The organism is Bacillus cereus group sp. MYBK222-1, assembly GCF_051916425.1.
GTDB classification, from domain to species: Bacteria; Bacillota; Bacilli; order Bacillales; family Bacillaceae_G; genus Bacillus_A; species Bacillus_A paranthracis.
In genome coordinates, this window is record NZ_JBQAGP010000003.1 from 489,860 (window position 1) to 515,626 (window position 25,767).

Below are 25,767 nucleotides of genomic sequence, written 5' to 3' on the forward strand. Positions count from 1 at the left end.
ATATTTCAACATTGAGTTGATTCCAATTACTTCTTCAGTAAACTCTTCGCAATTATACGTGTCAGGAGACCTTTATCCATCAATAAAATAGAACAAAATTTAGGGGAAAATAACATTTTTATATTCCATAAACCATGCTTCGTTCCTTTAAGAATCATATCAAGCCATAGAAATTGGAATATTTGCTTAATATTTTCATCCTCTTTGTTAGCCTTATGATATTGTTCTTCTAATTGGCGTTTTACTTCTAATAATTCTTCTTTCGTTAATGTACCCCTTGCAAATGGTACGCGATTAAATTCAATTCCAATACGAGATAAAGCCTCTGTAGAAATCTTTGCGGCCATAACCTCTTGATCGGAAGCATTAAGACTACTTACACTTGTTTCTGACCAACGATAATTCAATAGTGGCTCCTCTAAGTTAATTACTTTATACTTCTCACTTAATCTCTGGAACAACTCATAATCTTCAGCATGTAAGTAATTCAAATCATAATAAATATTGTGTTCTTTTAAAAATTCCGTGCGCATCATCACAGATGGATGAATCATACAGCTTCGAACATATAAACAATTTCTAATTAATTCCGAAGAACCTGAAATTTGCCACGGTTTTCGATTCTGACCTATAACTTTAACACCCGTTCCACAAACTGCAACATCAGGATGCTTCTCCATATACTGCAATTGAATTTCTAAACGTTTTGGATCTGCTATATCATCACAATCCATCCTAGCAATATATTCCCCTGTTGCTAAATCAATTCCCTTATTTAATGTCTTAATCAACCTTAAATTCACTTCATTTGTCACTATTCTTATTCGTGAATCACTATAGGAATTCAAAATCTCCATACTACTATCTGTTGATCCATCGTTTATAATTAATAATTCAAAATCTGTAAAAGTTTGGTTCAAAATACTATCAACAGACTCTCTTAAATATTTTTCACCATTATATACAGGCATTAGTACCGTAATTTTTGGCATTGTTGACCTCCATAAAAAAGAATTTAAAATTGTTTCATATTATATAATATATACTTTAGACTCACCTTTCCATTTAAACCAGATATGTCTATTTTCCACATATATAACGATATCCGGTAAAGCACTAATATAATTTTTTATTTTTTCTAGTGTATATTTCATATTTCTCTTCACTTAGTATAGCAGGTTCCCCTATTAAATATAGTACCTCTACAAATTATACAGTAACCTAATTAACTTCAACATATTTATACCTTAATTATCATTTGTTCATTTAAATTAAAAAATACCCAATAATATACATATAAAAACATAATAATCCATCCGATTTTCTGTATTTCATCTATAAAAATCCGGAAAATGAATAATGTACCTTTTTGAAATAATAGCATTATATCACAGAATTTAGTATCATGATTCAAGGTACTATTTCAAGTTGGACGGAGGATACTATGAGCTTATTAACAGTTGAAAAATTAGGACATACATTTGGCGATCGTACATTATTTAAAGATGTATCTATGCGATTACTAGCAGGTGAACACGTTGGATTAGTTGGTGCAAACGGCGTTGGTAAATCAACATTTATGAATATCATTACTGGTCAACTTATTCATGACCAAGGTCGTGTAGAATGGACACCGGGCACACATTACGGCTACTTAGATCAGCATACTGTTTTAACGCCTGGACGTACAATTCGTGACGTACTAGCGGATGCATTTTTACCGTTATTCGAAAAGGAAAAAGCTTTAAATGAAGTTACAGAAAAAATGGGAACTGCTACACCAGAAGAGCTAGAAGAACTTCTTGAGCAAATGGCAGAAATACAAGATGCACTTGAAGCAGGTGGTTTCTATTTACTAGATATGAAAATTGAAGAGGCTGCACGTGGTCTTGGAATTGATGCAATTGGTTTAGATCGTGATGTTTCAGCACTAAGTGGTGGACAACGTACAAAAGTATTGCTTGCAAAGCTATTACTTGAACAACCAGAAGTATTATTACTTGATGAACCTACTAACTATTTAGACGTTGAACATATTCATTGGTTAACAAATTATTTAAAAGAATACCCACATGCATTCTTATTAATTTCTCATGATACGGAATTTATGAACAAATGTGTTGATGTTATTTTCCATCTAGAATTCACAAAAATGACACGCTATACAGCGACATATGAAAAATTCCTAGAACTAGCAGAAATCAATAAAAATCAACATATAAACGCTTATGAAAAGCAGCGCGAGTTTATCAAAAAGCAAGAAGATTTCATTGCAAAGAACAAAGCCCGTTATTCAACAACAGGTCGTGCAAAGAGTCGTCAAAAACAACTTGACCGCATGGAACTTATTGATCGCCCGGAAACAGCAATTAAACCTGAATTCTCATTTAAAGAAAGTCGTGCAAGTAGTCGCTTCGTCTTTGAAGGTGAAAATGTAGAAATTGGATATACACATCCACTACTACCAAAGCTATCAATGACAATTGAACGCGGTGAAAAAATTGCTATCGTTGGATGTAATGGTGTTGGTAAATCAACGTTACTAAAAACAATCTTAGGTAAAATTAAACCTCTAAGCGGTAAAACAAGCCTTGGGGACTTCTTAGAGCCTGCATACTTTGAGCAAGAGGTTAAAGCTGACAATATAACACCAATTGATGATGTATGGAATACATTCCCTGGCTTAGACCAGCATCAAATTCGTGCGATGTTAGCAAAATGCGGATTAAAAAATGAACATATTTCTCGCCCGTTAAGTCAATTAAGTGGTGGAGAACAAGCAAAAGTTCGTTTATGTAAACTAATGGGTGAAGAAAGTAACTGGCTACTATTTGATGAGCCGACAAACCATCTTGATGTTACAGCAAAAGCAGAACTTAAGAAGGCTATGAAAGCATATAAAGGAACAATCCTCCTTGTATGTCACGAACCAGACTTCTATGAAGATTGGATTACAAAAGTTTGGAATGTAGAAGAATGGTCTCAAAATAAAAATTAATAGATATAAGATTTTCATCCATATTTTATGCTATACTATACTTTGCGTGACAACATCTTGCTCTGTTGTCACGTTTTTTATAGAGTAAGATTTTATTAATGCTGGGGGCTATATTATGCTTTTTAATTCTTTTGAATTTATGCTTTTATTCTTGCCTATAGCAGTAATTGGATATTTCCTATTGCAAAAAGTTAACAAAAATTTCGCGAAACTTTTTTTAGTAGGTATGTCCCTTTACTTTTATGCATATTTTGAGGTGAAATACCTATTGCTAATAGGAGTTTCATTATTTACAAACGCATTTATAGGCCAACAAATTATACAAAAAATCAATCAAAAAACCCGAAAAGTATTTTTAATAGTTGGTTTAGTATTTAACATCTCATTACTGGGATACTTTAAATACTCTGATTTCTTCTTAGATAATATAAATACCCTATTTGGAACTGATGTACCTTTATTAAAGTTATTACTGCCTTTAGGCATTAGTTTTATTACCTTCCAAAAGATAGGTTTTTTAGTAGATTGTTATAAGAGGGAATTAACAAAGTTTAATTTTATTGATTTTTGCTTGTTCGTAACGTTTTTCCCGCAACTTATTGCAGGACCCATTGTCCATCATAGTAAGGTCCTCCCTCAATTTCAAGATGAATCTAAAAGAAGGCCGAATATTGAAAACATTACAAAAGGACTTTACATATTCGGAATTGGTCTTACTAAAAAAGTAGTAATTGCTGATTCACTAGCACAATGGGCTGATTTTGGCTTTAGCAATGTAAATCAACTATCTACGACCGATGCATGGGTTTCATCACTTGCGTATACATTACAACTGTATTTTGATTTTAGTGGATATTGTGATATGGCAATAGGTGCAGCGTTGTTATTCAACATTATACTACCAATTAACTTCTTCTCTCCTTATAAATCTTTAAGTATTCAAGATTTTTGGAGACGTTGGCATATGACATTAGGACGATTTTTCACCCAATATGTATATATTCCATTGGGTGGGAGTCGAAAAGGGCAAATTCGTACTTATTTAAATTTATTTACAATTTTTCTTATAAGTGGAATTTGGCATGGCGCTGGATGGACGTTTGTCATTTGGGGCGTTTTACACGGATTAGCTATTGTAATACATCGATTATTTAAAAACTTAGGTGGAAAAATGCCTAAATTTATTGCTTGGATTTTAACAATGGGATTTGTACATGTAACATGGGTGTTCTTCAGAGCTACTTCTGTAGAAGATGCATTAACTATGTTAAATCGCATGTTCAACGTAAATTACTTACACATCCAAACAGCACTTATTCAATTCCGTCCAGAAACATTAACTGGTGTGTCTATAATGGATAATTTAATTTATTCAATTTGTAATTTATTCCCGTTCCAAGTGACTGGTGATCATTTTAACTTCCAAACTATTTTATACCTAGCAATTGGAATCGCTATTGTATTATTTACAAAAAATTCTATAGAAAAATTAGAATCTTTCCGTCCAAAACCGATTTATGCTCTTGCATTAGCTAGCATGTTTATACTTTCTTTGATGTATTTAAATCGTGTAAGTTCATTCTTATACTTTAATTTCTAATAACCGTAGGTGAAAAATATGTATAAACGTTTTATATGTTGGTTTATTATATTCCTTTTCATTTTATCTGGAATAGTTTGCTCTATTGTTTATAAGCTTGACCCATTGTATGTATATAAATTTAAGAAGAACGATTATTTTTATGCTACTGAACGCTATCAAATGCCTGGACTTATTAAACATATGGATTATGATACCTTATTTGTAGGAACTTCTATGGGAAGAAACTTCCTTGAACCTGACGCTAATAAATTACTTCATACTACCAGCTTTAATGGCTCTCTTCCAGGTTCAACAGCTAGGGAACAAAATATGACAGCCCAGTTAGCTACGCATTCAAAAACTGTTAAAAATATTATTTGGGAGCTTAATTTATATTCATTCTCTGGAAAACCTGAATGGGTATCAGAAGGTGCTTCACCATTTCCAACTTACATGTATGATACAAATAAGTTGAATGATATCCAATATTTAATTAGCCCGTATTCTCGAAAAATAGCATTGCAGAATATGAAGTTAAAACTAGATCCAACAAAGTCTCCACAGGATCCCCACTGGCTATACAAATTTGGAGATGACGAGCCAAATTTCTCAGTAGATATAGCTAAAAGGGTTGTTGACGGAACACCTCATCAATCAATCAGCGATGGTTGGTATCATGAACAAATGCTTAAATCTTTTGATTCTAATATTATTGAATTTGTAAAACAAAACCCGGAAGTACAGTTTACATTTTTCTATGCGCCATATCCAGTAACATATCACGTAGTTATGGATAAAAACGACTCAAAGCATACAAAGGAAAATATGTTATTTAAAAAAGAAGTATACACTAAATTAGCACAACTAAAAAATGTAAAACTCTATGATTTCCAAGATCAAAAAGAAGTTACGTATAATCTTTCTAATTATATGTCTGACCAAACGCATTATTACAGATATATAAATGATTGGATTGTAAAACAATTAGCTACAACTGAACCGATTACTAATAAACGAGATTACGAACAAAGATTAACTAACTTCTCTAATGAAATACGGAATTTCGATACTTCTAAGCTAGTGAATTCAGATGAAAGACCTAAATAATAAAAAGGTAACAATGAAAACTATCATTGTTACCTTTTTATATTGTAATAGCCCATAAGCCTCAAACGAAATTCTTTTAAAGTTGGATATGCCTCTAAATTAAACAACATCCCTTGGATAACCGGAATTCTTGGATTTTGCATCCTCATTTCTGCCTCCAAAACATCTAATGTAACAAGCAATTCCTCATCTTCTAATTGATCCGCTAAAGTACGTTTAAACACAATAATTTCTTTTAGAAAATGTTCCTTAACCTGTTCCTTAATAAGCTCTGATTTACAAAGAAATTCTCCAAGCTTTTCTTCATGTAATACAGGTTCTTCTGAAGATTCTACCAATCCATCTACTAAATGATCCACTCTTTTCAAAATAAAAGCAGAGACGTAAGATAAGTCTATTTCTGGTGCTTGTAAAATAATTAGTTCTAAATATCCACGGCATATGCCTTCTACCATAATGACTAAATCTAATAAATATGGCATAACCTTATCACCATAAATAGACAGTAAACTATTCCGATAAAATGCGTGAGACTCTAACTTCATCCGCATCATAAATTCTTCTACTTCTTTATTAAAAGGAATCGCATTTTCCCTTGCATGCATAATAATAAATTCTTTATGCTTTTGTATATCATTAAACTGGCAATGCAATTGTTTTGCAAATTTTTCACGTGGCAATAACGACTCTTTTTCAATATCCATCATTTTGTTTTGAATCTTGTCATAGTAATATCGAAGTGTCGCTAATAAAAGTTCCTCTTTTGATTTAAAGTATAAATAAAAGGCTCCCTTAGATATGCCACAAGCTGTCACAATTTCCTGCACTGATGTCGCATTTACACCCTTAGTCGCAAATAACTTCATAGCCATCTCTATAATTAAGCGCTCTTTTTCTTTCATATCATGTCTCTCCTAAATTTAATCTCGCATCTTATTATGAATGTATTATACCATCCCTTTTCATTGACGGCTGACCAATCAGTCAGTTATATTATGTATTAGACTGACCAGTTGGTCAATATAATACAAAGGGAGCGCAAACATGAACAAAATTATTAATTTTTCGTTAAAAAATAAGTTCGCAGTTTGGCTACTAACCATTATCGTTACCATTGCAGGTATTTATTCTGGGCTGAATATGAAGCTGGAAACAATTCCTGATATTACAACACCTGTTGTAACAGTAACCACGGTTTATCCTGGTGCTACACCAGAAGAAGTAGCTGATAAAGTTTCAAAACCGATGGAAGAGCAACTGCAAAATTTAAGTGGTGTAAACGTTGTTAGTTCATCATCTTTTCAAAATGCATCTTCCATTCAGGTAGAATATGATTTTGATAAAAATATGGAAAAGGCTGAAACAGAAATAAAAGAAGCTCTCGCAAATGTGAAACTGCCAGAAGGCGTAAAGGACCCGAAAGTTTCACGTGTGAACTTCAATGCCTTTCCTGTAATTTCATTAAGCGTAGCAAGTAAAAATGAATCTTTAGCTACCTTAACTGAAAATGTAGAAAAAAATGTTGTTCCAGGATTAAAAGGACTTGATGGGGTCGCATCTGTTCAAATTTCAGGTCAACAAGTAGATGAAGTACAACTTGTCTTCAAAAAAGATAAGATGAAAGAATTAGGTTTAAGTGAAGATACTGTAAAAAATGTAATTAAAGGATCGGACGTATCTTTACCACTTGGTTTATATACATTTAAAGACACAGAAAAGTCAGTTGTTGTAGATGGAAATATTACAACAATGAAAGCATTAAAAGAATTAAAAATCCCTGCTGTTCCTTCATCAGCAAGCGGTCAAGGTAGTCAAAATGCCGGAGCTGGTACACAAGTGCCGCAAATGAATCCAGCCGCTATGAACAACGGGATTCCGACAGTTACATTAGACGAAATTGCTGATATTAAAGAAGTCGGAAAAGCGGAATCTATTTCTCGAACAAATGGAAAAGAAGCAATTGGAATTCAAATTGTCAAAGCTGCTGACGCGAACACAGTTGATGTTGTAAATGCTGTTAAAGATAAAGTAAAAGAACTTGAGAAAAAATATAAAGACTTAGAGATTATTTCAACATTCGACCAAGGTGCACCTATTGAGAAATCAGTAGAAACAATGCTGAGCAAAGCCATTTTTGGTGCTATTTTTGCGATTGTTATTATTATGCTGTTCCTACGAAATATCCGAACAACATTAATCTCTGTCGTTTCCATACCACTTTCTTTATTAATTGCTGTATTAGTCATAAAGCAAATGGATATTACACTTAACATTATGACGCTTGGAGCAATGACAGTCGCTATCGGGCGCGTTGTGGATGACTCCATTGTTGTTATCGAAAATATTTACCGACGTATGTCGTTATCAGGAGAGAAACTACGCGGGAAAGATTTAATTCGTGAAGCTACAAAAGAAATGTTTATTCCGATTATGTCTTCTACCATTGTAACAATTGCTGTATTTTTACCGCTTGGACTAGTAAAAGGTATGATTGGTGAAATGTTCTTACCATTCGCTTTAACTATCGTCTTCGCTTTATTAGCATCGTTGCTAGTAGCAGTTACAATCGTACCGATGCTAGCTCACTCTTTATTTAAGAAAGAGAGCATGAGAGAAAAAGAAGTACATCATGAAGAAAAACCAAGTAAATTAGCAAATATTTATAAACGCATACTTACATGGGCTTTAAATCACAAAATTATTACATCAAGTATCGCTATCCTTCTATTAGTTGGTAGTCTTGCACTTGTTCCAATTATCGGTGTAAGTTTCTTACCATCTGAAGAAGAAAAAATGATTATTGCAACGTACAACCCTGAACCAGGTCAAACGTTAGAAGACGTTGAAAAAATTGCAACGAAAGCTGAGAAGCACTTCCAAGATAATAAAGACGTCAAAACAATTCAATTCTCATTAGGTGGCGAAAACCCAATGAGTCCTGGTCAATCAAATCAGGCAATGTTCTTCGTACAATATGATAACGACACGAAAAACTTCGAAAAAGAGAAAGAACAAGTCGTTAAAGATTTACAGAAAATGTCTGGAAAAGGCGAATGGAAAAACCAAGACTTCGGAGCAAGTGGCGGTAGTAACGAAATCAAGTTATACGTTTACGGAGATAGCTCAGAAGACATTAAGCCTGTCGTAAAAGATATTCAAAACATAATGAAGAAAAACAAAGACTTAAAAGATATAGACTCTAGTATTGCAAAAACATACGCAGAATACACTTTAGTCGCAGATCAAGAAAAGCTAAGTAAAATGGGTCTAACGGCTGCACAAATTGGAATGGGACTTTCTAATCAACATGATCGCCCTGTTCTGACAACAATTAAAAAAGACGGTAAAGATATCAATGTATATGTAGAAGCTGAAAAACAAAATTATGAAACAATCGATGACTTAACAAATCGTAAAATTACAACGCCGCTTGGTAGTGAAGTGGCTGTAAAAGATGTGATGACTGTAAAAGAAGGAGAAACTTCGAATACAGTGAAACACCGCGATGGCCGTGTTTATGCGGAAGTAAGTGCAAAACTAACATCTGATGACGTTTCAAAAGCATCCGCCGCGGTTCAAAAAGAAGTAGATAAAATGGATCTTCCTTCTGGCGTAGATGTTTCTATGGGAGGCGTTACAAAAGATATTGAAGAATCATTCAAGCAACTTGGCTTAGCGATGTTAGCTGCGATTGCTATTGTATACTTCGTTCTTGTCGTGACATTTGGCGGTGCTCTTGCACCATTCGCAATTTTATTCTCGCTACCATTTACAATCATTGGAGCCCTTGTTGCCTTATTAATCTCTGGTGAAACGTTAAGTGTCTCTGCAATGATCGGTGCCCTTATGTTAATCGGTATCGTTGTAACAAACGCAATCGTGCTTATCGACCGCGTTATTCATAAAGAAAATGAAGGTCTATCAACACGTGAAGCTTTATTAGAAGCTGGTGCAACACGCCTTCGCCCGATTTTAATGACTGCAATTGCAACAATCGGTGCTCTTATCCCGCTCGCATTAGGATTTGAAGGTAGCGGCTTAATTTCTAAAGGACTTGGTGTAACAGTAATTGGTGGATTAACAAGTTCAACATTATTAACACTTCTTATTGTTCCAATCGTTTATGAAGTATTAAGCAAGTTTAAAAAGAAAAAAGTAAAGTAACAAAAAAATAACCTCGCTAACTGCGAGGTTATTTTTTATTTCCAAACAAGATTAGGAAATCACCATAGCCTTCTTTTTCTAATTCCTCTGTTGGAATAAATCGAAGAGCTGCTGAATTTATACAATAGCGAAGTCCATTTGGTCCTGGACCATCTGGAAATACGTGGCCGAGATGTGAATCTCCTTCCTTACTTCTCACTTCTGTACGCGTCATATTATGACTCACATCCATTTTTTCCTTCACACTAGCTGACATAACTGGCTTCGTAAAACTAGGCCATCCACATCCACTATCAAATTTATCTAGAGAAGTAAACAAAGGTTCACCTGAAACGATATCTACATAAAGACCTTCTTCTTTATGATTCCAATACTCATTTCGAAATGGTGGTTCTGTACCATTTTCCTGTGTTACATAAAATTGCATCTCACTGAGTTTTTCCTTTAAATGAGCATTATCCTTTGGCCAATGTTGCTTAATAAACGCATCTCGCCCTGAGCCCTTACGGTATAACTCGTAGCGGAATTCATTTTTCTTATGATATCCTTGGTGATATTCCTCTGCGGGATAAAACGTAGCAGCTGGCAATATTTTTGTCGCAATCGGCTTTGAAAAGCGCCCACTCCTTGCAAGCTCTTCTTTTGAAGCCTCTGCTTTTTTATGTTGTTCTTCATTATGATAAAAAATCACTGTTTCGTAAGACTGTCCACGGTCATGGAATTGCCCGCCTACATCAGTCGGATCAATTTGTCTCCAATATATATTTAATAACTCCTCATACGGCATTTTATTTGCATCAAATGTAATTTGTACTGCCTCATAATGTCCCGTCGTTTCTGAACATACTTCTTTATATGTTGGATTCTCTTTATGACCACCTGTATAGCCAGAAATAACCTTTATAATTCCTTCCATCTCTTCAAATGGCGAAACCATACACCAGAAGCACCCTCCAGCAAATGTAGCTAATTCTACCTTTTCATTTACAACCATTCTTTCACCCCTATTCTATCTTCTCCTTACAGTATGGCATAAGAAACATCATGTTATAAAAGAAAAAGCATCGAACATCGATGCTTTTTTAATCTGTCTCCTTTGTAACGGACAGTAAAACCTCCAATGATTAAAGTTTGACTTTATTTACGAGGTTTTAAGGAATCTTGAAAATGAAAAGTATTATTTATTAGTAGCAAAATAAATATTTATATATTTGCCTTAAAATCTAATTCTAATAATATGGAATTACAAATACATTTGTTGAAAATAAAATCATAAAGTGTATTAATTTACTTTAAAAGGAGAATTTGTGAAATGAAAAAGTTACTAGTATTACCAGCAATCGCTTTATCTTTAATTGGAACAGGGACAGCTGCAGCATCAGTACCAGAAACGCACATGAATAAAACTCCTGAAGTAACAGAAATTCAGCTAGGAAATGGCGATGATTCAATCATCATGTATTCATCATCAATATTACTAGGGAGTCAAACAGTCTCCTTTGATCATGGCTCTGGGTCCGGTTATTTTTGGAATAAATCTGACGATGACCTTACATTTTGGATTCAAAACACAGGGCCAAGTACTTTACGCTATAAACTTATAAATTCAGCAGGCCATACGCTTTATCAAGAAAGTATAAGTCCAGGGGCACAAAAAACTCTTTACTTTAGTACTAGTTGGTCAGATTGGGTATCAAGTGGAAAATATACCATCTCTGCATATACTGATCATGGCGGTGTTGATTCATTTAAATTTGCGGCAAGGGCATTTCCAGAAGGGTTTTAAGATCACAAAATATATTTATTTAATTATATATAAATATATATAATTATTAATTAAATTGTCTTTACGTTAATAATAAATAAACCCCCAAATCATGGACACTAAAAAAGTCTATGATTTGGGGGTTTGGTGCATTTTCACGCTCATTCCTCATTAATAATGGAAACGATGATAAAAGTGAGATACAGGAAATGAGCAAAATTATTTTTAATGAAATACAAAGGAGAATTCTTTTGTTAAATTATCCACTTTATAGGGTACAGTTCATTTCTTACTTCACTTTATTTTTTCCCAGCGTCCTTCTCCATTTCATCACTTGTCACATCTAAGACATCTAATAAGAAAATGAAGATTGGAATACCGATAATTAATCCCCATACACCTAAGAAGTGTTCCGAGAAGATTAATACCATAAACGTATAGAAAATTGGTAAGTTTGTTTTTTGTGACATAAACTTCGGATTTAACACGTAACTTTCAAGCGCATGAATGACTGTTACGATAACTAAAATATAAACAACGTACATAATACCGCCGATATTGTAAGCAATCATACAAAGCGGGAATAACGAAATGATAACCCCAGCTACTGGAATTAAACCAAGTAAGAAGATCATTAACGCTAAACCTAATAATTGTGGGAATCCTAATATCCATAATGCAATAACGGATAAAACGCAGTTAACAACTGCAATTAAAAATTGTGCCTCAATTACTTTTCCGAATGAACGTGCAAATTTCTTACCGAAGTACTCGATTTCAGTATAGAAAATTGCAAGTCTGCTCTCTTTAAATTTTGCAGTAAAAGCAACGATACGAGCTTTCTCCAATAAGAAAAATAAACTTAAAATTAAAGAAAGTAACACTTGAAGGCCAAATTTCCCAACATTCGTAATCGATTTATACAAAATGTCAACGCCTTGTCCTACATACTTCGAAAGTTCCATATGATTAACAGCATTAACTGCATACTTAATTAATTCACTGTCCGGTGGGTTTCTTAAAAATACGTTAAATTGATAAATCAATTGTGAAATTTGTATCGTTAATACTGGTAAATATTTAAATAGCGTAATAGCAATTCCACCAATTAACATGACATATAGAAATGCTATAATGAGTTTTCGATTAATGGGCATGAAATGATCTAATTTGCGGGAAATAAACTTTTGGAATCGATCCATTAAATACGTAAGAATAAACGTAATTAAAATTAAATTCAACATACTTTGCAGCCCGTATAACACGAGGGCAAGTATTACTAATACGAGTAACCTCTGAAATCCTTTGCTTTGAAACAGGTTTTTTATTTGCATAATCGACGAGTACTCTCTCCTGTCCTATAAAGTAAAACGTTAATAAGTAGATTTTTCTCTCTTTTCTACTTTTAATTATTCATTCATATTAAGATTTTTATAAGCTCATTATACGCCTACCTTAGCAGATCTATAGTAGCTTACTTCTTATTTTACAATACAATGACCTAATTCAAAACGTATTCTACACAGTATTAATGAAGATTTAAGGAAACTTACATTTTGTCACAATAGGTCTTACCACTACTGTAACATAAAAAGCAAGCTATCAGTAGAAATCTGTCCTACAAATAGCTTGCTTTTCTCATTTTTTAAGTAAGTTTTACTATCCAATGAATGGCATGAACATCGGTATGACAACTACCGTTACAACTCCAACTACTGTTACAGCAATACTTGCCATAGCTGCCTCTACTTCACCCATTTCAATTCCTACTGCCACTCCTAATGCATGACCTGCTGTTCCAAGTGCTAAACCTTTTGCAATTGGATGTTTCACTCTAAATGTTTTTAAGAATAACGCTCCTAATGCGTATACGATGACTGCGTTAAAGATTACTGCAAATGATGTAATTGCTGGTATACCACCAATACTTTCAGAGATTGGTAATGCAATTGCTGTTGTTGCCGCTTGTGGTAACATTGAATTCATTACTGCTGTATCTAGGCCAATTGCTTTTGCAACAATGAACACGACAATTACTGAACAAATAGATCCAACCACGATAGCTGATAAAATTTGCCACCAATATTTTTTCAACTTATCCACTTGTTTATATAATGGAATTGCAAACGCGATTGTTGCTGGCTCTAAGAAAAAGCTAATCATTTTTCCACCAGTATTATATTCTTCGAAAGTAAAGTTACCTACTTTTAAAAAGACAATCCCTAATACCATCGCTACGAATAATGGTGTGAATAAGAAGAACCCTTTTGAATGCTTGAATAATAATGTTCCGATTCCGTATGCGATTAATGAAACGACGATTCCGAAATATGGAGTCATTGTGCTTGCCATGTTCATTCCCTCCTAACAATATATACTAAAATGGTTACGCAACTTTTCCGTGCTTGCGTCCTTTATTTACTACTTTCAATTCTTTTGTATCTTCTGTTTCTTTTTTATCTTTTCCTAAAATAAATTGTGCAAATAATCCTGTTACAGCGAGTAAAATAACTGTTGCAACAACAATTACAGTTAAAATTTGTACAAAATATTGTCCCATTACACCAAGAGAATTAATAACCGAAATACCTGATGGGACGAAAAGGAATCCGATAATACCTGTTAAAGCTGTTCCAAGTGATTCAACTTGTTCCAATTTAATAACCTTTAAACATAATAGACTAAATAAAATGACTAACCCGATTACCGATGAAGGCATCGGAATTGGTAAATGTGTTGCAATAATATTAGAAATTAACATAATAGCTGAGAATATGAAGGCTTGTGATAAGAAACTATATACTTTTTTCGTACTCATTTTTGCCACCTCTTTCGATTTGGTACCTTTATTGTATAGGATATAACCGCCTTAGTAAGCGTTTACATAACAGAACGTCAAATATACAGAATCAGTTACAAATATAAAAGGATGAAATACAAAAGCTGCTTCTTAAATACGAAGCAGCTTCTTGAGTTCTTTTGCATATGTACGACTAACAGGTACTTTTGATCCTTCTTTCATAATTAAATTATAAGTAGAATTGAACCATGGCTGAATTTCAGTAATGTGATTAATATTTGCAATAAAACTACGATGAACACGCATAAAACTTGCTTGTGGCAACTTCTTTTCCAAAATCACAAGTGTATCGTGTGTTATATATGTGTCCCTCATTGTTTTTACTGTTACTTTTCCATCCACAAGTCCTACATATATAATATCTTCAATATTCACAAGTACGATTGATTCTTCAATTGGTAATGCTAATTTATGCATATCTGCCGTTACATCTGCCCCTTTTATTTCTTGCTTCGTTTCTATTTGCGACTGCTTTTGTTTTTTATACTTCTTTAATGTTTGTACAATACGTTCTTCATCAAATGGCTTTAAAATATAGTCTAACGCATCTACTTCAAATGCTTGCAACGCGTATTGATCATAGGCAGTCGCAAATACAATGGCAGGTGGATTTTTCATCTTCTTTAATATATTCGCGATTTCAAATCCGTTATCATCAGATAACTGAATGTCTAGGAAAACAATATCTGGTTTGTTTTTCATTAACTCTTCTAATGCGTCCTCTACACAATCAGCCTCACCAATTATCTCAACTTCCTTCGTTCTCTCTAATAAATACTTTAGTTCATCACGTGCTAACATTTCATCATCAACTACTAGTACTTTTAACAATCTGCTCTTCCTCCCCTACTTTTTTCGGAATAACAAAAGTAACCTCTGTCCCCTCATTTAATTCACTTTCAATATGAAGCATCGTTTCTTTCCCAAATAACCCAATAAGACGTTCATTAATATTATATAAAGCTGTTCCAGTCCCTTTCTTTGACGAAACTACCATCTTTCCTAATTGTTCTAAACGTTCTTCCTCAATTCCCTGCCCATTATCTTTTACTTCAAAATGAACCATACCCTCTTTTTCAAAAACATGCACTTCCACTTCGCATACTGGTTGCTTCTTCGGAAAGGCGTGTCGCAACGCATTTTCAACCAATAGTTGAAGAACAAATGGTGGTACTAAAGTTGTCTTTAGCTCATCCTCAATATACACCTTTACTTCATACTTATTTGGAAACCTTGCTTGTTCTAGCGATAAGTATGCTTGTACATGGTTTAATTCTTGTTCTAGTGGAATCAATAACTGACGTGCCCCTTGTAAATTACAACGGAAATACACACTAAGCTGTAATAATAACTTCCTTGCTTTTTCTACATCTGTTCGGCATAAAGCTGATACTGTATTAATCGCATTAAATAAAAAGTGTGGGTTAATTTGTGCTTGTAATGCCTTTATTTCCGCATCTTGCAATAATTTACTTTGCAACTCAGCTTCCCCTAATTCAAGTTGTGTAGAGAATATTTTTGCTAACCCTTCTGCTAATTCCTCTTCCACACGACTTAACTGGTTAGGATTTTTGAAATACAGTTTTAATGTCCCTATCGTATTTCCATGTGAAGTTAGTGGAATAACAATCGCCGCTTGCAAAGGGCATCCTTTATGTTGACAATTAATGACCTCATGTGATTTTGCTTTCATTATTTTTCCTGTGTGTAACACTTCTTTCGACAAACCAGTTATTAAACTATGTGAAGGAATATGGTGATCTGATGCTAATCCAACATGAGCTAATATTTTCTCTGTATCTGTTAAGGATACCGCATCAGTTCCTGTAAAGCGGTGAATAATTTGTGCCACATGCTTACACGATTCTTCTGTTAACCCTTGGCGAAAATACGGTAACGTTTTATCTGCAATACGTAATACCTTATGAGTCTGAAGTGCCTTTGCATTCTCTTCCTGGCGCAAAATAGCTTGTATCATAGAAAGTAAAATAAAACTTCCAAAGCTATTTACAAGGATCATTGGTATCGCAATTGTCTTCACAATACTCATTCCATCCTCTACAATCAATAAGATCATAATCATTTCTAAAGAAACGATAAACACACTTAAAACCGCTGAAAATTTAGGCGTAATTGTACGATTATACTTTTTGAAAATGTATCCAATATAACCTGTTATAACCCCCGCTAAAATTGAAGAGATTGCACAACTTAGTGCAGTCGTCCCGCCAAGCATATAACGGTGAATACCAGCAATCGATCCTACTCCAATTCCAACGATAGGTCCGCCAAGCAATCCACTAATTCCAACACCCATAATACGTGTATTCGCGATTGTGCTCGATGAAGAAACACCCTGTAGCCAATTTTCATTCATAATCGTATTACCCGCTATTTCAATCCCAGTGTAATTGCTTACAATTGTAAACACCGAAAAAATACAAATAAGCTTAAGCTTATCTACATAACCATCTTGCTTATGAAGGAGGCGCCTAAATGTTTTAATATGCGAAAGTAAAAATCCTAAAATAACAATAAGTCCGACGCGTTCAATCATCATAAGTACTAAATTTAGCATCTGTGATTCATTCCTTTTTATAGTAGTTAGTTTTATTATCGGAAAATAGTGAAGTGGGCGTCAAGAAGAATGAAATACCTTTTGCAATATTTTACACATAACAATTCCCTCTTTATTTGACAATCTAATAGAAGAGTGCTAAAAATAAAGTAATATAATACAGTCCTTTAACCCAACCCCGTGAGGTTGAGAAGGAAGTCGGAATACAATATACGTATGTTCTTTTCTAGGAATACGTATGCTTTTTTGGCCTTCTCATCATATCAGGTGAGAAGGCCTTTTGTTATTCTTCCATAGCGACTGTAGAAGAAAATAAGGAGGAATAATGATGAACGTCACTACTGATGTACAATCAACAACAGAGGAGACGAAAGGGAAAAGATATAAAACATTATTTGGGTCTGCGCTAGGATATGCAGCAGAAGGCTTAGATATGTTGCTCTTATCTTTCGTACTCGTCTACATTTTAAAAGAATTTCATTTAAGCCCTGTTGAAGGTGGGAACTTAACTTTAGCTACTACAATAGGAATGCTAATTGGGTCTTATTTATTTGGATTTATTGCTGATTTATTTGGGCGTATCCGTACGATGGCCTTCACAATCTTACTATTTTCACTCGCGACAGCACTTATTTATTTCGCAACAGATTATTGGCAATTATTAATTCTTCGCTTTTTAGTAGGAATGGGAGTTGGTGGTGAATTCGGAATTGGGATGGCCATCGTAACTGAAACATGGTCGAAAGAAATGCGCGCAAAGGCAACATCCGTTGTGGCACTTGGATGGCAATTCGGCGTACTAGTCGCTTCACTCCTACCAGCATTTATCGTTCCACACTTTGGATGGAGAGCCGTTTTCTTATTTGGACTCATTCCCGCACTACTAGCTGTCTATGTCCGAAAAAGTTTAAGTGAACCGAAAATATGGGAACAAAAACAACGATACAAAAAAGAATTGTTACAAAAAGAAGCTGAAGGTAATTTAACAACTACTGAGGCAGAGCAATTAAAACAAATGAAAAAGTTCCCACTTCGAAAGCTATTTGCAAATAAAAAAGTAACGCTAACAACAATTGGTCTTATTATTATGTCATTCATCCAGAACTTCGGATACTATGGAATCTTTACATGGATGCCAACTATTTTGGCGAATAAATATAACTACACATTAGCAAAAGCGAGCGGTTGGATGTTCATCTCTACGATTGGCATGCTCATTGGAATTGCAACTTTTGGTATTCTAGCCGATAAAATTGGTCGCCGTAAAACTTTTACAATCTATTATGTTGGTGGTACTATATACTGTCTCATTTACTTCTTCTTATTCACAGATTCAACATTATTGCTATGGGGAAGTGCATTGCTTGGATTCTTTGCAAATGGCATGATGGGAGGATTCGGAGCAATTTTAGCTGAAAACTATCCCGCTGAAGCTCGTTCTACAGCAGAAAACTTTATTTTCGGTACTGGACGTGGTTTAGCTGGCTTTGGACCTGTTATTATCGGATTACTTGCTGCAGGTGGTAATGTAATGGGAGCATTATCTCTTATCTTCATTATCTATCCAATCGGTTTAGTTACAATGCTATTATTTGTCCCAGAGACGAAGGATAAAGTATTAGAATAGATTGAAACTACACAGTGTACGATCTTCCTTCAAGAAAGATAGTTATATAAATAGCAAAGAGGAAGCATCTCTAATGAAATGCTTCCTCTTTTGATATAAAATATACAATTATTTATTTTGATCTACTAGCTTTTTGGAACAAGAAAGAAGTTTGCTCTTCTTCTTTTACAATACCTTGTTTTAATGCTAGTTCCCCTGCCACTTTAGGGGCTAGCCATAGCATTGGGAACAACAGAACAGATACTGGGACAGCTGTTACTACGATGAATGATTGCAATGCATTAATACTTCCCTCACCCATGTATAAAAGAATTGCCGCAATTGCTCCCATAATAAGCGACCAAAAAATTCGTAAGCTAATTCTAGGATCCCCGTCTCCAGTCACTGCCATCGAAATCGAATAAGCCATTGAATCTCCTGTTGTCACCACAAATAAAATTGTTAATAAAAGAAATGCCGGTCCAATAATATGAGAGAGCGGCAGTTGCTCTGTAATTGCAATCATAGCAGCTGGCATACCAGATGCACTTAATGCGGTCGATATAGAACCAGGATTCATTAACTCATAAAACACACCTGATCCCCCTAGTATAGTAAACCAAAACGTTGTAATAATAGGTGCAATAATTCCAATTGCAACGATGATTTCTCGAATTGTTCTTCCTCTTGAAATGCGGCTCACTAAAATTGCCATCATCGGTCCATATCCAATAAACCATCCCCAGAAAAAGATTGTCCACGATCCTAACCAACCTGTATCACCGCGGTATGTGCTCATTGGAATAAATTCATTTATATAAAATCCAAACGAAGATACAAACGAATCAATAATAAATCCACCTGGTCCACATAATAATACAAATACCATTAATAAAATCGCTAATTTAACATTTAAATCGCTTATAATTTGAATCCCTTTATTAATTCCTGTTACTGCAGATATAGTAGAAACCGCAACTACACAAATAATAATTGCTAATTGAGTAGTAAAAACATCAGGAATATTAAACAATGCTTGTAGGCCATAACTTGCTTGTAAGCCTAAAAATCCGATTGGTCCAATCGTCCCTGCAGCTACCGCAATAATGGCAAATGCATCAATCATTGTTCCAAGCAAACTCTTTCGCAATTTCTCACCAAAAATAGGATATAAAAGCGTTCGAGGTTTTAACGGCATACCTTTATGATAATGCCCATACATCATAACTACCGCACTGATTGTACCTAAAATCGTCCACGCCAGGAAACCCCAGTGCATATAACTTTGTGCTAAAGCAGGCATTACTGCTTCTTTCGTTCCAGCAGATATACCTTCATGTATCGGCGGCACCGTCATCAAGTGGTACATTGGCTCTGCAGCTGCCCAAAAAACGCCACCTCCGGCAAGTAATGTCGACATAATAATAGCAAGCCACTTTGCCGTACTAATCTCAGGTTTTTCTAATCCCCCAAGTTTAACTCTTCCATATTTCGAGAACGCCATACACATTGCAACAATAAATGTACCAATTAATAAAACTTGCCAGAAGGCACCAAAATATTTAATTGAAGCTGCAAAACTGCTATTAATGACTCCCTCTACATAATTTTTATTTAAGAAAACCGCAATTACAAATAATAAAAGCGAACCACCACTAATAAGAAATACAGGCCAATCCGTTTTTCGACTCTTCATCCTCATTTACACTTCCTCCTTCCTCAGCAATCTAAAAAAACAACTTTATTATGTTTTATTGTTTACACCCAAAACACAATGATTATATAAGCATAATAATTTATCTATTTACTACACACTTATGTTGTCCCTAAAAATATGCTAAATCCCTTATTTAAAAGAAAATTTCTATTCCTCTTACATAAAAAAGCAAAATAAAAGACCTTATATTTCTATAAGGTCTTCGAAACAGAAATTTGATTATAACATAAGGAACTCCTTGGTTCAAAAAGCTCCTTCCAAAAATAACCGAGGGTAAAGGCTTCCATTTGCTACGTAACAGTAGTTAAAAAAAATTATATTTTTACAGAAAATGCCCTATACTACAAACTATTTATGAAAAAAATTCGGCTTCAAAATTTCATTCGGATACGGTTTATGATAAATATGAGTGGTAGCTGGAGATAATGGCGGAATGAGCCACACCCAATTGCCCGTTACAACACGACCGGAAGCAGCTTCTTGCTTCTCAAATTGCTGAAATTGTTGCGCCGCAGTATGATGGTCAACAATACTGACTCCTTGTTTTTTAAAGGAATGTAAAACAGCCACGTTTAATTCAACTAATGCCTTATCTTTCCATAACGTACCGTTTCTTGATGTATCCAAATCCATCATTTCCGCAACTGCTGGAAGTAAATTATAGCGATCATGATCCGCTAAGTTACGTGCCCCAATCTCTGTTCCCATATACCATCCATTAAACGGAGCTGCTGTATAGGAAATACCGCCAATTTCTAAGCGCATATCTGAAATCATTGGAACCCCGTACCATTTTACTCCAAGTGACGAAATTGGGTATTCTGGGTGTTCAATTGGCACCTCTTTTACTTCTTCTTTCGGAATTTCTTTATATATCGGCGCTTTTCCATCTATAGAAAACACAAGTGGCAATACATCGAAATTCGTACCTTCTCCTTGCCAGCCAAGTTCTTGACAAAAATCTGTAAACACAGCGGAATGAGAGTCACCAATCACTCCCATTTCTGTTTTATATCCTGCATACCGAATCAATTGGTGATTATAAATTCGTATATTATTTTCTTCACCTTGATATTGCTTAAAAATTGTAATGGTCGGTTTCACTTTTCCGTCGTTCGTTGCATATTGAATATGATGAATTAATGCATTATATACACCTTCCTCATCATTTACTTCACGTGCATCTAATATGTGCATCTTACTCCAAAATAGTCTTCCGATACATCGATTACTATTGCGCCATGCCATTCGCGATCCGTGAACAAGTTCTTCAAATGTATGTTCATACGTCCCCGTCTTCTCTATTTCAACTCGAATTTCTTTCATGCGTTCTTCTATGAATTGTTCTTTATTAAGCTCTTTATAGCAAATCGTAATAAAATGACTCGCTTCCTCTATTAATTGCTTCGTTTTACTCATAAGCGATCTCCTTCTATTTCAACAAAACGTTATTACTTTACAGTATAAGCAAAAAGAATAAGAGTCACAAACGAAAGTCGAAGTGTTACTTTTATTGTACTATCTTTCAGAAAATTAAGAGATTACTATTGACTTTCATGAAAAATAGGTGTATTTTTTACTCAGGTAAATTATTTTTACCTAGACCAACTTTTAGAGAGAAAGGAGGAAATGTCATGTCTTCATTTCAATTGCCAAAGCTTTCATATGACTATGATGAACTAGAGCCATATATCGATAGCAATACACTTTCTATTCATCATGGAAAGCACCATGCGACATACGTAAATAATTTGAATGCCGCATTAGAAAACTATTCGGAATTACATAATAAATCTTTAGAAGAGTTACTATGTAATTTAGAAGCTTTACCAAAGGAAATTGTTACAGCTGTCAGAAATAACGGTGGTGGACATTATTGTCATAGTCTTTTTTGGGAAGTAATGAGCCCACGGGGTGGCGGCGAGCCTAATGGAGACGTTGCAAAAGTAATTGATTATTATTTCAATACCTTTGACAACTTAAAAGATCAACTGTCTAAAGCAGCAATTAGCCGTTTTGGAAGTGGTTATGGATGGCTTGTCCTTGATGGTGAAGAACTTACTGTAATGAGTACACCTAATCAAGATACACCTTTGCAAGAAGGAAAAATTCCATTACTTGTCATTGATGTATGGGAACATGCCTATTATTTAAAGTACCAAAATCGTCGCCCAGAATTTGTTACCAACTGGTGGCATACAGTGAACTGGGACCGGGTAAATGAAAAATATTTACAAGCAATTCAATCACAAAAACATTAGTCGTGCGTATAAGGTAAGTTTGGTAATGTAAAATTAGTATTGTCGAAATCCTCCAGAATCCCCCGGATTGCCACCGGGGGATTTATGATCATTTCATTGCATGTATGTAATAACGTAATACTTTTTCTATTTCTATTTTCAACCCTCGGAACGGGAATCCTAATTCATTAGCTTTTCCATTATGTAATGTACAATTAGTCAATTCATTATAAGGTGCTACATGATCTCCTACTTCTTGAATGAGTGATTTTATTCCCGTATTTTCTTCTATAAAATGAATAATTTCCCGAGTAGAAACTACCCCGTTGCTACAAGCATTAATTGGCCCTTCTATATCTTTCATCCCACACCAAGCTAAAAATTCCCCGGCTTCTTCTTCATGTATAAACGACAATTTTCCATCTAGATCATTCACTGCGACAGGTTCTTCTCTCACAATATGTTCAACGTAAAATTGTAACCTTTTCGTATAATCGTTTTCTCCAATAACAACCGGAAAACGAGCTGCAACAACTGGGAATGTTGCTTGTTGAAATACAACGGCTTCGGCTAATCTCTTTCCTTCACCATAATTGAAGTCATTCCTATCTCCATACGCGATTGCATACTCGTACGGATTAAAGTCTTCTTCTGATAAGCTTAGTGCAGGTTCATAGACAGCCATTGAAGATGTCATAACATACTTCTTCGTTTTCCCTCGTAACACTTCACATATTATCTTCGCTGCATTCGAGCTATAGCATAAATTATCGTATACAATATCATAACTTTTATCTGTTAGACGCTCTGTTAGTTGTTTTTCATCTTCTCTATCTACAATAAGTCTTTTTACTCTACTCCCAAAAAAATCTTCCGTAATTCCTCTCGTCGCAATCGTTACATCGTGCCCGTCTTGCAAAAGTGCTTCTACTAAATGTTTACCAAAAAATCTAGTTCCCCCTAGCACCAATACTTTTTTCAACTTTATCATCCCCATTTCGATAAATTGTAAAATACTACCTCTCTATTATAAATGCTAACATATAAAAAGCATGGAACACGTTTAACGATTCCATGCTTTTCTACAAAAAATATATTAACGTACTCGATATTTATAAATACAATAACAGAAGTATAAAATAGAAATTACAGATACATAAACCCATAATTCATATACGAATCCCTCTCCCCATACTCCCATAAAATAAAAGAGTGAAGGTAACGTCAATGTTACCCATGATTGTACGAAGGCAATCCTTCCAAGATATTGATTGATGTTCTTTTTTTGTGTATTTAATACAAAGAATAAATACCAAAGTAATGCCCACATAAACCACGTTAACGCATTCACAACATCGTGGAATTGAACAAATGAAACAACCATATAGAATAAAGCAATAATTGCTACCCAAATGCAGAACCAACCTAAACCGCTACTATCCATTCCTTTTATAAAAGTAACACCTACATATAAATAGGTTAATCCGAATAAGAAAGTAGCTGCATATGAATATACCGTCCAATTACTTTGATCAGAAATCATGATTAAATAGAACGGAATAATAATTTGTAGTGCACCCACAAATAAATTAAAAACACCTGCACTTTTCATCTCTGCTTTTCCTAATATAACGAGACTATTTAAAAATAAAGCTGCACCCGAAAGTAATAATCCTACGTAACCCATATGTATTCGTGTGAAAGTCTTTCCCTTTCACACTTTTAACCTCCCCACAATATAAAGTAATTCTTTATTATTTTTCTTCCTATTTAAAACTACATACATAATTTTTAATCCAAATAGGTCAGACTTCCTACCTTGAAGAACACCGAATTTAAAACGCTTTCAATCATAAATAACCCTATCAGAACATTAATAGGATTCCTTGATTATAAACGTACTCTAACCATGACACAAGTATTGATGTTATTTTAAATATTACGTTTTTTATTTCTATAAAAGTTAATAGGATAATGCACTTTTTCTATCTTATTCTACTAATTTCTAACATGGAATATTATAAAATGAGCTAGTCAGTAATACATTCATCTTTATAAGATAATCGTATACTGACCTAAACTTTCATATTCAATATTGATAGTTTCTCATCCCTAATAATTGCTATTTATCATAAATATCATTCGGATTAATTGTAGGAATAAATCCATTTATAGAACTATATTTTTTAGATACGGTATTTGGAGTAACGGTAAACGTTACAATCTTATTACTTTGTTGTTTAAAATAGTGCATCCAATTTTGACTCCATTCATCTTTCGTAATAACTTGTTTATTGAAGTCCTCCCACAATACACCATGTATAAAATTCAAGGATGTATTTTTGATTGTGTCAAATCCCCAATTCTGTATAAGAAGCAAATCAGAATTAACACCTTTTATTTCTTTTAATAAATTTACATATGCTTCGCGAAATTTCCCTTGTGTAACTGGCTGATCATAAAAATAGTCGTCAATATCACCAGCGGTATCTAAAAACACACCGTCTATTCCTTTTCCAATAATTTGCTGTTTCACCTTATTTACAACAATCCGTCGGTAATGTTCATCAGCTAAATTCATAATATATGTATCCCACTGCTCAATCTTCATTTTCTTACCGTCTCGATAATAATAGTCTGATTCAACTACTTGCGATTTATGCCACGATTCTAATTCTAAAACACTAACATACCCAAGGACTACTGTTCCTGATTTTTTTAATTGCTGAACTTGCTCTTTCGAAAATGCATATGGCTCTATAATGACCATGTCATACTTTGAAAGTCCCTCAATTACTTGCTCATTTGCTTCACCATAATAAATTTTATAACTTCGTACATTTTTTAAAACTGGTTCCACGACATTTGCTTGGGTGGATGTACTTGAGGAAAAAATAAAAGAAAATATAGCTAAAAAGCATATGGAACGTTTCCACTCCATAATAATATTCCCCCCCTATAAAACTGTAATTTTTTATCATTTTAAATATTAATACAAGTATAGTAATACAATAACATTTTACATTTTTTCAAGCTCGATATTTAATAAAAATCCCAATAAATACAATACATTAACAAAAATTAGAATTTATTTCACTTGAATTTACTACATCTCTGTTGATAAAATGATTTGGGCTTTATATATTTTAA

General features: G+C 34.2%; 20 protein-coding genes. 7 read left to right on the forward strand and 13 right to left on the reverse strand.

The window, feature by feature from the left end; genetic code table 11:
• Window positions 1-26 precede the first annotated feature (26 nt).
• Window positions 27-992 (reverse strand): glycosyltransferase family 2 protein, encoded by a 966-nt coding sequence (locus tag ACTFR9_RS18410; RefSeq protein ID WP_001124449.1) that lies wholly within the window; start codon window positions 990-992, stop codon window positions 27-29.
• A 452-nt stretch (window positions 993-1,444) separates the two neighbouring features.
• Here ACTFR9_RS18410 and ACTFR9_RS18415 point away from each other — a divergent pair, with 452 nt between their 5' ends.
• The 3 genes from ACTFR9_RS18415 (at window position 1,445) to ACTFR9_RS18425 (ending at window position 5,687) form a co-directional block, all read left to right on the forward strand.
• On the forward strand, window positions 1,445-2,998 hold the full coding sequence (locus ACTFR9_RS18415; RefSeq protein WP_000055411.1) for an ABC-F family ATP-binding cassette domain-containing protein: 1,554 nt from the start codon (window positions 1,445-1,447) through the stop codon (window positions 2,996-2,998).
• A 115-nt stretch (window positions 2,999-3,113) separates the two neighbouring features.
• Entirely contained in the window at window positions 3,114-4,598 is a 1,485-nt protein-coding gene (locus tag ACTFR9_RS18420; RefSeq protein ID WP_000898525.1) for an MBOAT family O-acyltransferase, read from the forward strand.
• An 18-nt stretch (window positions 4,599-4,616) separates the two neighbouring features.
• Entirely contained in the window at window positions 4,617-5,687 is a 1,071-nt protein-coding gene (locus tag ACTFR9_RS18425) for a hypothetical protein (RefSeq protein ID WP_000278073.1), read from the forward strand.
• Between the two features lie 29 nt (window positions 5,688-5,716).
• Here ACTFR9_RS18425 and ACTFR9_RS18430 read toward each other — a convergent pair whose 3' ends face one another.
• A complete protein-coding gene (locus tag ACTFR9_RS18430; protein ID WP_044791879.1) occupies window positions 5,717-6,589 on the reverse strand; it encodes a TetR/AcrR family transcriptional regulator in 873 nt (290 codons plus the stop codon).
• Between the two features lie 142 nt (window positions 6,590-6,731).
• Between ACTFR9_RS18430 and ACTFR9_RS18435 the strand changes: the two genes are divergently transcribed.
• On the forward strand, window positions 6,732-9,851 hold the full coding sequence (locus tag ACTFR9_RS18435) for an efflux RND transporter permease subunit (RefSeq protein ID WP_061535964.1): 3,120 nt from the start codon (window positions 6,732-6,734) through the stop codon (window positions 9,849-9,851).
• Between the two features lie 28 nt (window positions 9,852-9,879).
• On the opposite strand, the gene msrB is transcribed toward ACTFR9_RS18435, so the two are convergent.
• Window positions 9,880-10,845, reverse strand: coding sequence for a peptide-methionine (R)-S-oxide reductase MsrB (msrB, locus tag ACTFR9_RS18440; RefSeq protein ID WP_000261258.1), 966 nt, complete (start codon window positions 10,843-10,845; stop codon window positions 9,880-9,882).
• A gap of 318 nt (window positions 10,846-11,163) precedes the next feature.
• Between msrB and ACTFR9_RS18445 the strand changes: the two genes are divergently transcribed.
• Complete coding sequence (locus ACTFR9_RS18445; RefSeq protein WP_000735636.1) at window positions 11,164-11,637, forward strand: hypothetical protein; 474 nt, start codon at window positions 11,164-11,166, stop codon at window positions 11,635-11,637.
• Window positions 11,638-11,915: 278 nt separating this feature from the next.
• On the opposite strand, the gene ACTFR9_RS18450 is transcribed toward ACTFR9_RS18445, so the two are convergent.
• The 5 genes from ACTFR9_RS18450 to lytS form a co-directional block, all read right to left on the reverse strand.
• A complete protein-coding gene (locus tag ACTFR9_RS18450) occupies window positions 11,916-12,950 on the reverse strand; it encodes an AI-2E family transporter (protein WP_001166015.1) in 1,035 nt (344 codons plus the stop codon).
• Between the two features lie 325 nt (window positions 12,951-13,275).
• On the reverse strand, window positions 13,276-13,968 hold the full coding sequence (gene lrgB, locus ACTFR9_RS18455) for an antiholin-like protein LrgB (RefSeq protein ID WP_000168869.1): 693 nt from the start codon (window positions 13,966-13,968) through the stop codon (window positions 13,276-13,278).
• A 34-nt stretch (window positions 13,969-14,002) separates the two neighbouring features.
• The gene (gene lrgA, locus ACTFR9_RS18460) at window positions 14,003-14,434 is read right to left on the reverse strand and encodes an antiholin-like murein hydrolase modulator LrgA (protein ID WP_000104902.1); all 432 of its coding nucleotides are present in this window, start codon (window positions 14,432-14,434) and stop codon (window positions 14,003-14,005) included.
• A 132-nt stretch (window positions 14,435-14,566) separates the two neighbouring features.
• Window positions 14,567-15,307, reverse strand: a complete 741-nt coding sequence (locus ACTFR9_RS18465; RefSeq protein ID WP_000921833.1) for a LytR/AlgR family response regulator transcription factor — start codon at window positions 15,305-15,307, stop codon at window positions 14,567-14,569.
• Window positions 15,285-17,054 carry a two-component system sensor histidine kinase LytS gene (gene lytS / locus ACTFR9_RS18470; RefSeq protein WP_229136586.1) on the reverse strand — a complete coding sequence of 590 codons (1,770 nt, stop codon included), beginning with the start codon at window positions 17,052-17,054 and terminating at the stop codon, window positions 15,285-15,287. The genes ACTFR9_RS18465 and lytS overlap by 23 nt, the downstream gene beginning before the upstream one ends.
• A gap of 328 nt (window positions 17,055-17,382) precedes the next feature.
• On the opposite strand from lytS, the gene ACTFR9_RS18475 reads away from it, so the two are divergent.
• On the forward strand, window positions 17,383-18,681 hold the full coding sequence (locus ACTFR9_RS18475; RefSeq protein WP_001103440.1) for an MFS transporter: 1,299 nt from the start codon (window positions 17,383-17,385) through the stop codon (window positions 18,679-18,681).
• A gap of 112 nt (window positions 18,682-18,793) precedes the next feature.
• On the opposite strand, the gene ACTFR9_RS18480 is transcribed toward ACTFR9_RS18475, so the two are convergent.
• Complete coding sequence (locus ACTFR9_RS18480) at window positions 18,794-20,362, reverse strand: BCCT family transporter (protein ID WP_229136584.1); 1,569 nt, start codon at window positions 20,360-20,362, stop codon at window positions 18,794-18,796.
• 363 nt (window positions 20,363-20,725) lie between these two features.
• A complete protein-coding gene (locus tag ACTFR9_RS18485; RefSeq protein WP_000047608.1) occupies window positions 20,726-21,796 on the reverse strand; it encodes a nitric oxide synthase oxygenase in 1,071 nt (356 codons plus the stop codon).
• 215 nt (window positions 21,797-22,011) lie between these two features.
• Here ACTFR9_RS18485 and sodA point away from each other — a divergent pair, with 215 nt between their 5' ends.
• On the forward strand, window positions 22,012-22,638 hold the full coding sequence (gene sodA / locus ACTFR9_RS18490; protein ID WP_000094046.1) for a superoxide dismutase [Mn]: 627 nt from the start codon (window positions 22,012-22,014) through the stop codon (window positions 22,636-22,638).
• Between the two features lie 88 nt (window positions 22,639-22,726).
• On the opposite strand, the gene ACTFR9_RS18495 is transcribed toward sodA, so the two are convergent.
• The 3 genes from ACTFR9_RS18495 to ACTFR9_RS18505 form a co-directional block, all read right to left on the reverse strand.
• Window positions 22,727-23,608: an NAD-dependent epimerase/dehydratase family protein gene (locus ACTFR9_RS18495; RefSeq protein ID WP_061131964.1), complete on the reverse strand. Its 882-nt coding sequence runs from the start codon at window positions 23,606-23,608 to the stop codon at window positions 22,727-22,729.
• A gap of 105 nt (window positions 23,609-23,713) precedes the next feature.
• Window positions 23,714-24,304 carry an AmiS/UreI family transporter gene (locus tag ACTFR9_RS18500; protein WP_000542569.1) on the reverse strand — a complete coding sequence of 197 codons (591 nt, stop codon included), beginning with the start codon at window positions 24,302-24,304 and terminating at the stop codon, window positions 23,714-23,716.
• A 435-nt stretch (window positions 24,305-24,739) separates the two neighbouring features.
• Window positions 24,740-25,558, reverse strand: a complete 819-nt coding sequence (locus ACTFR9_RS18505) for an endo alpha-1,4 polygalactosaminidase (protein ID WP_000454997.1) — start codon at window positions 25,556-25,558, stop codon at window positions 24,740-24,742.
• Between the last annotated feature and the right edge of the window lie 209 nt (window positions 25,559-25,767).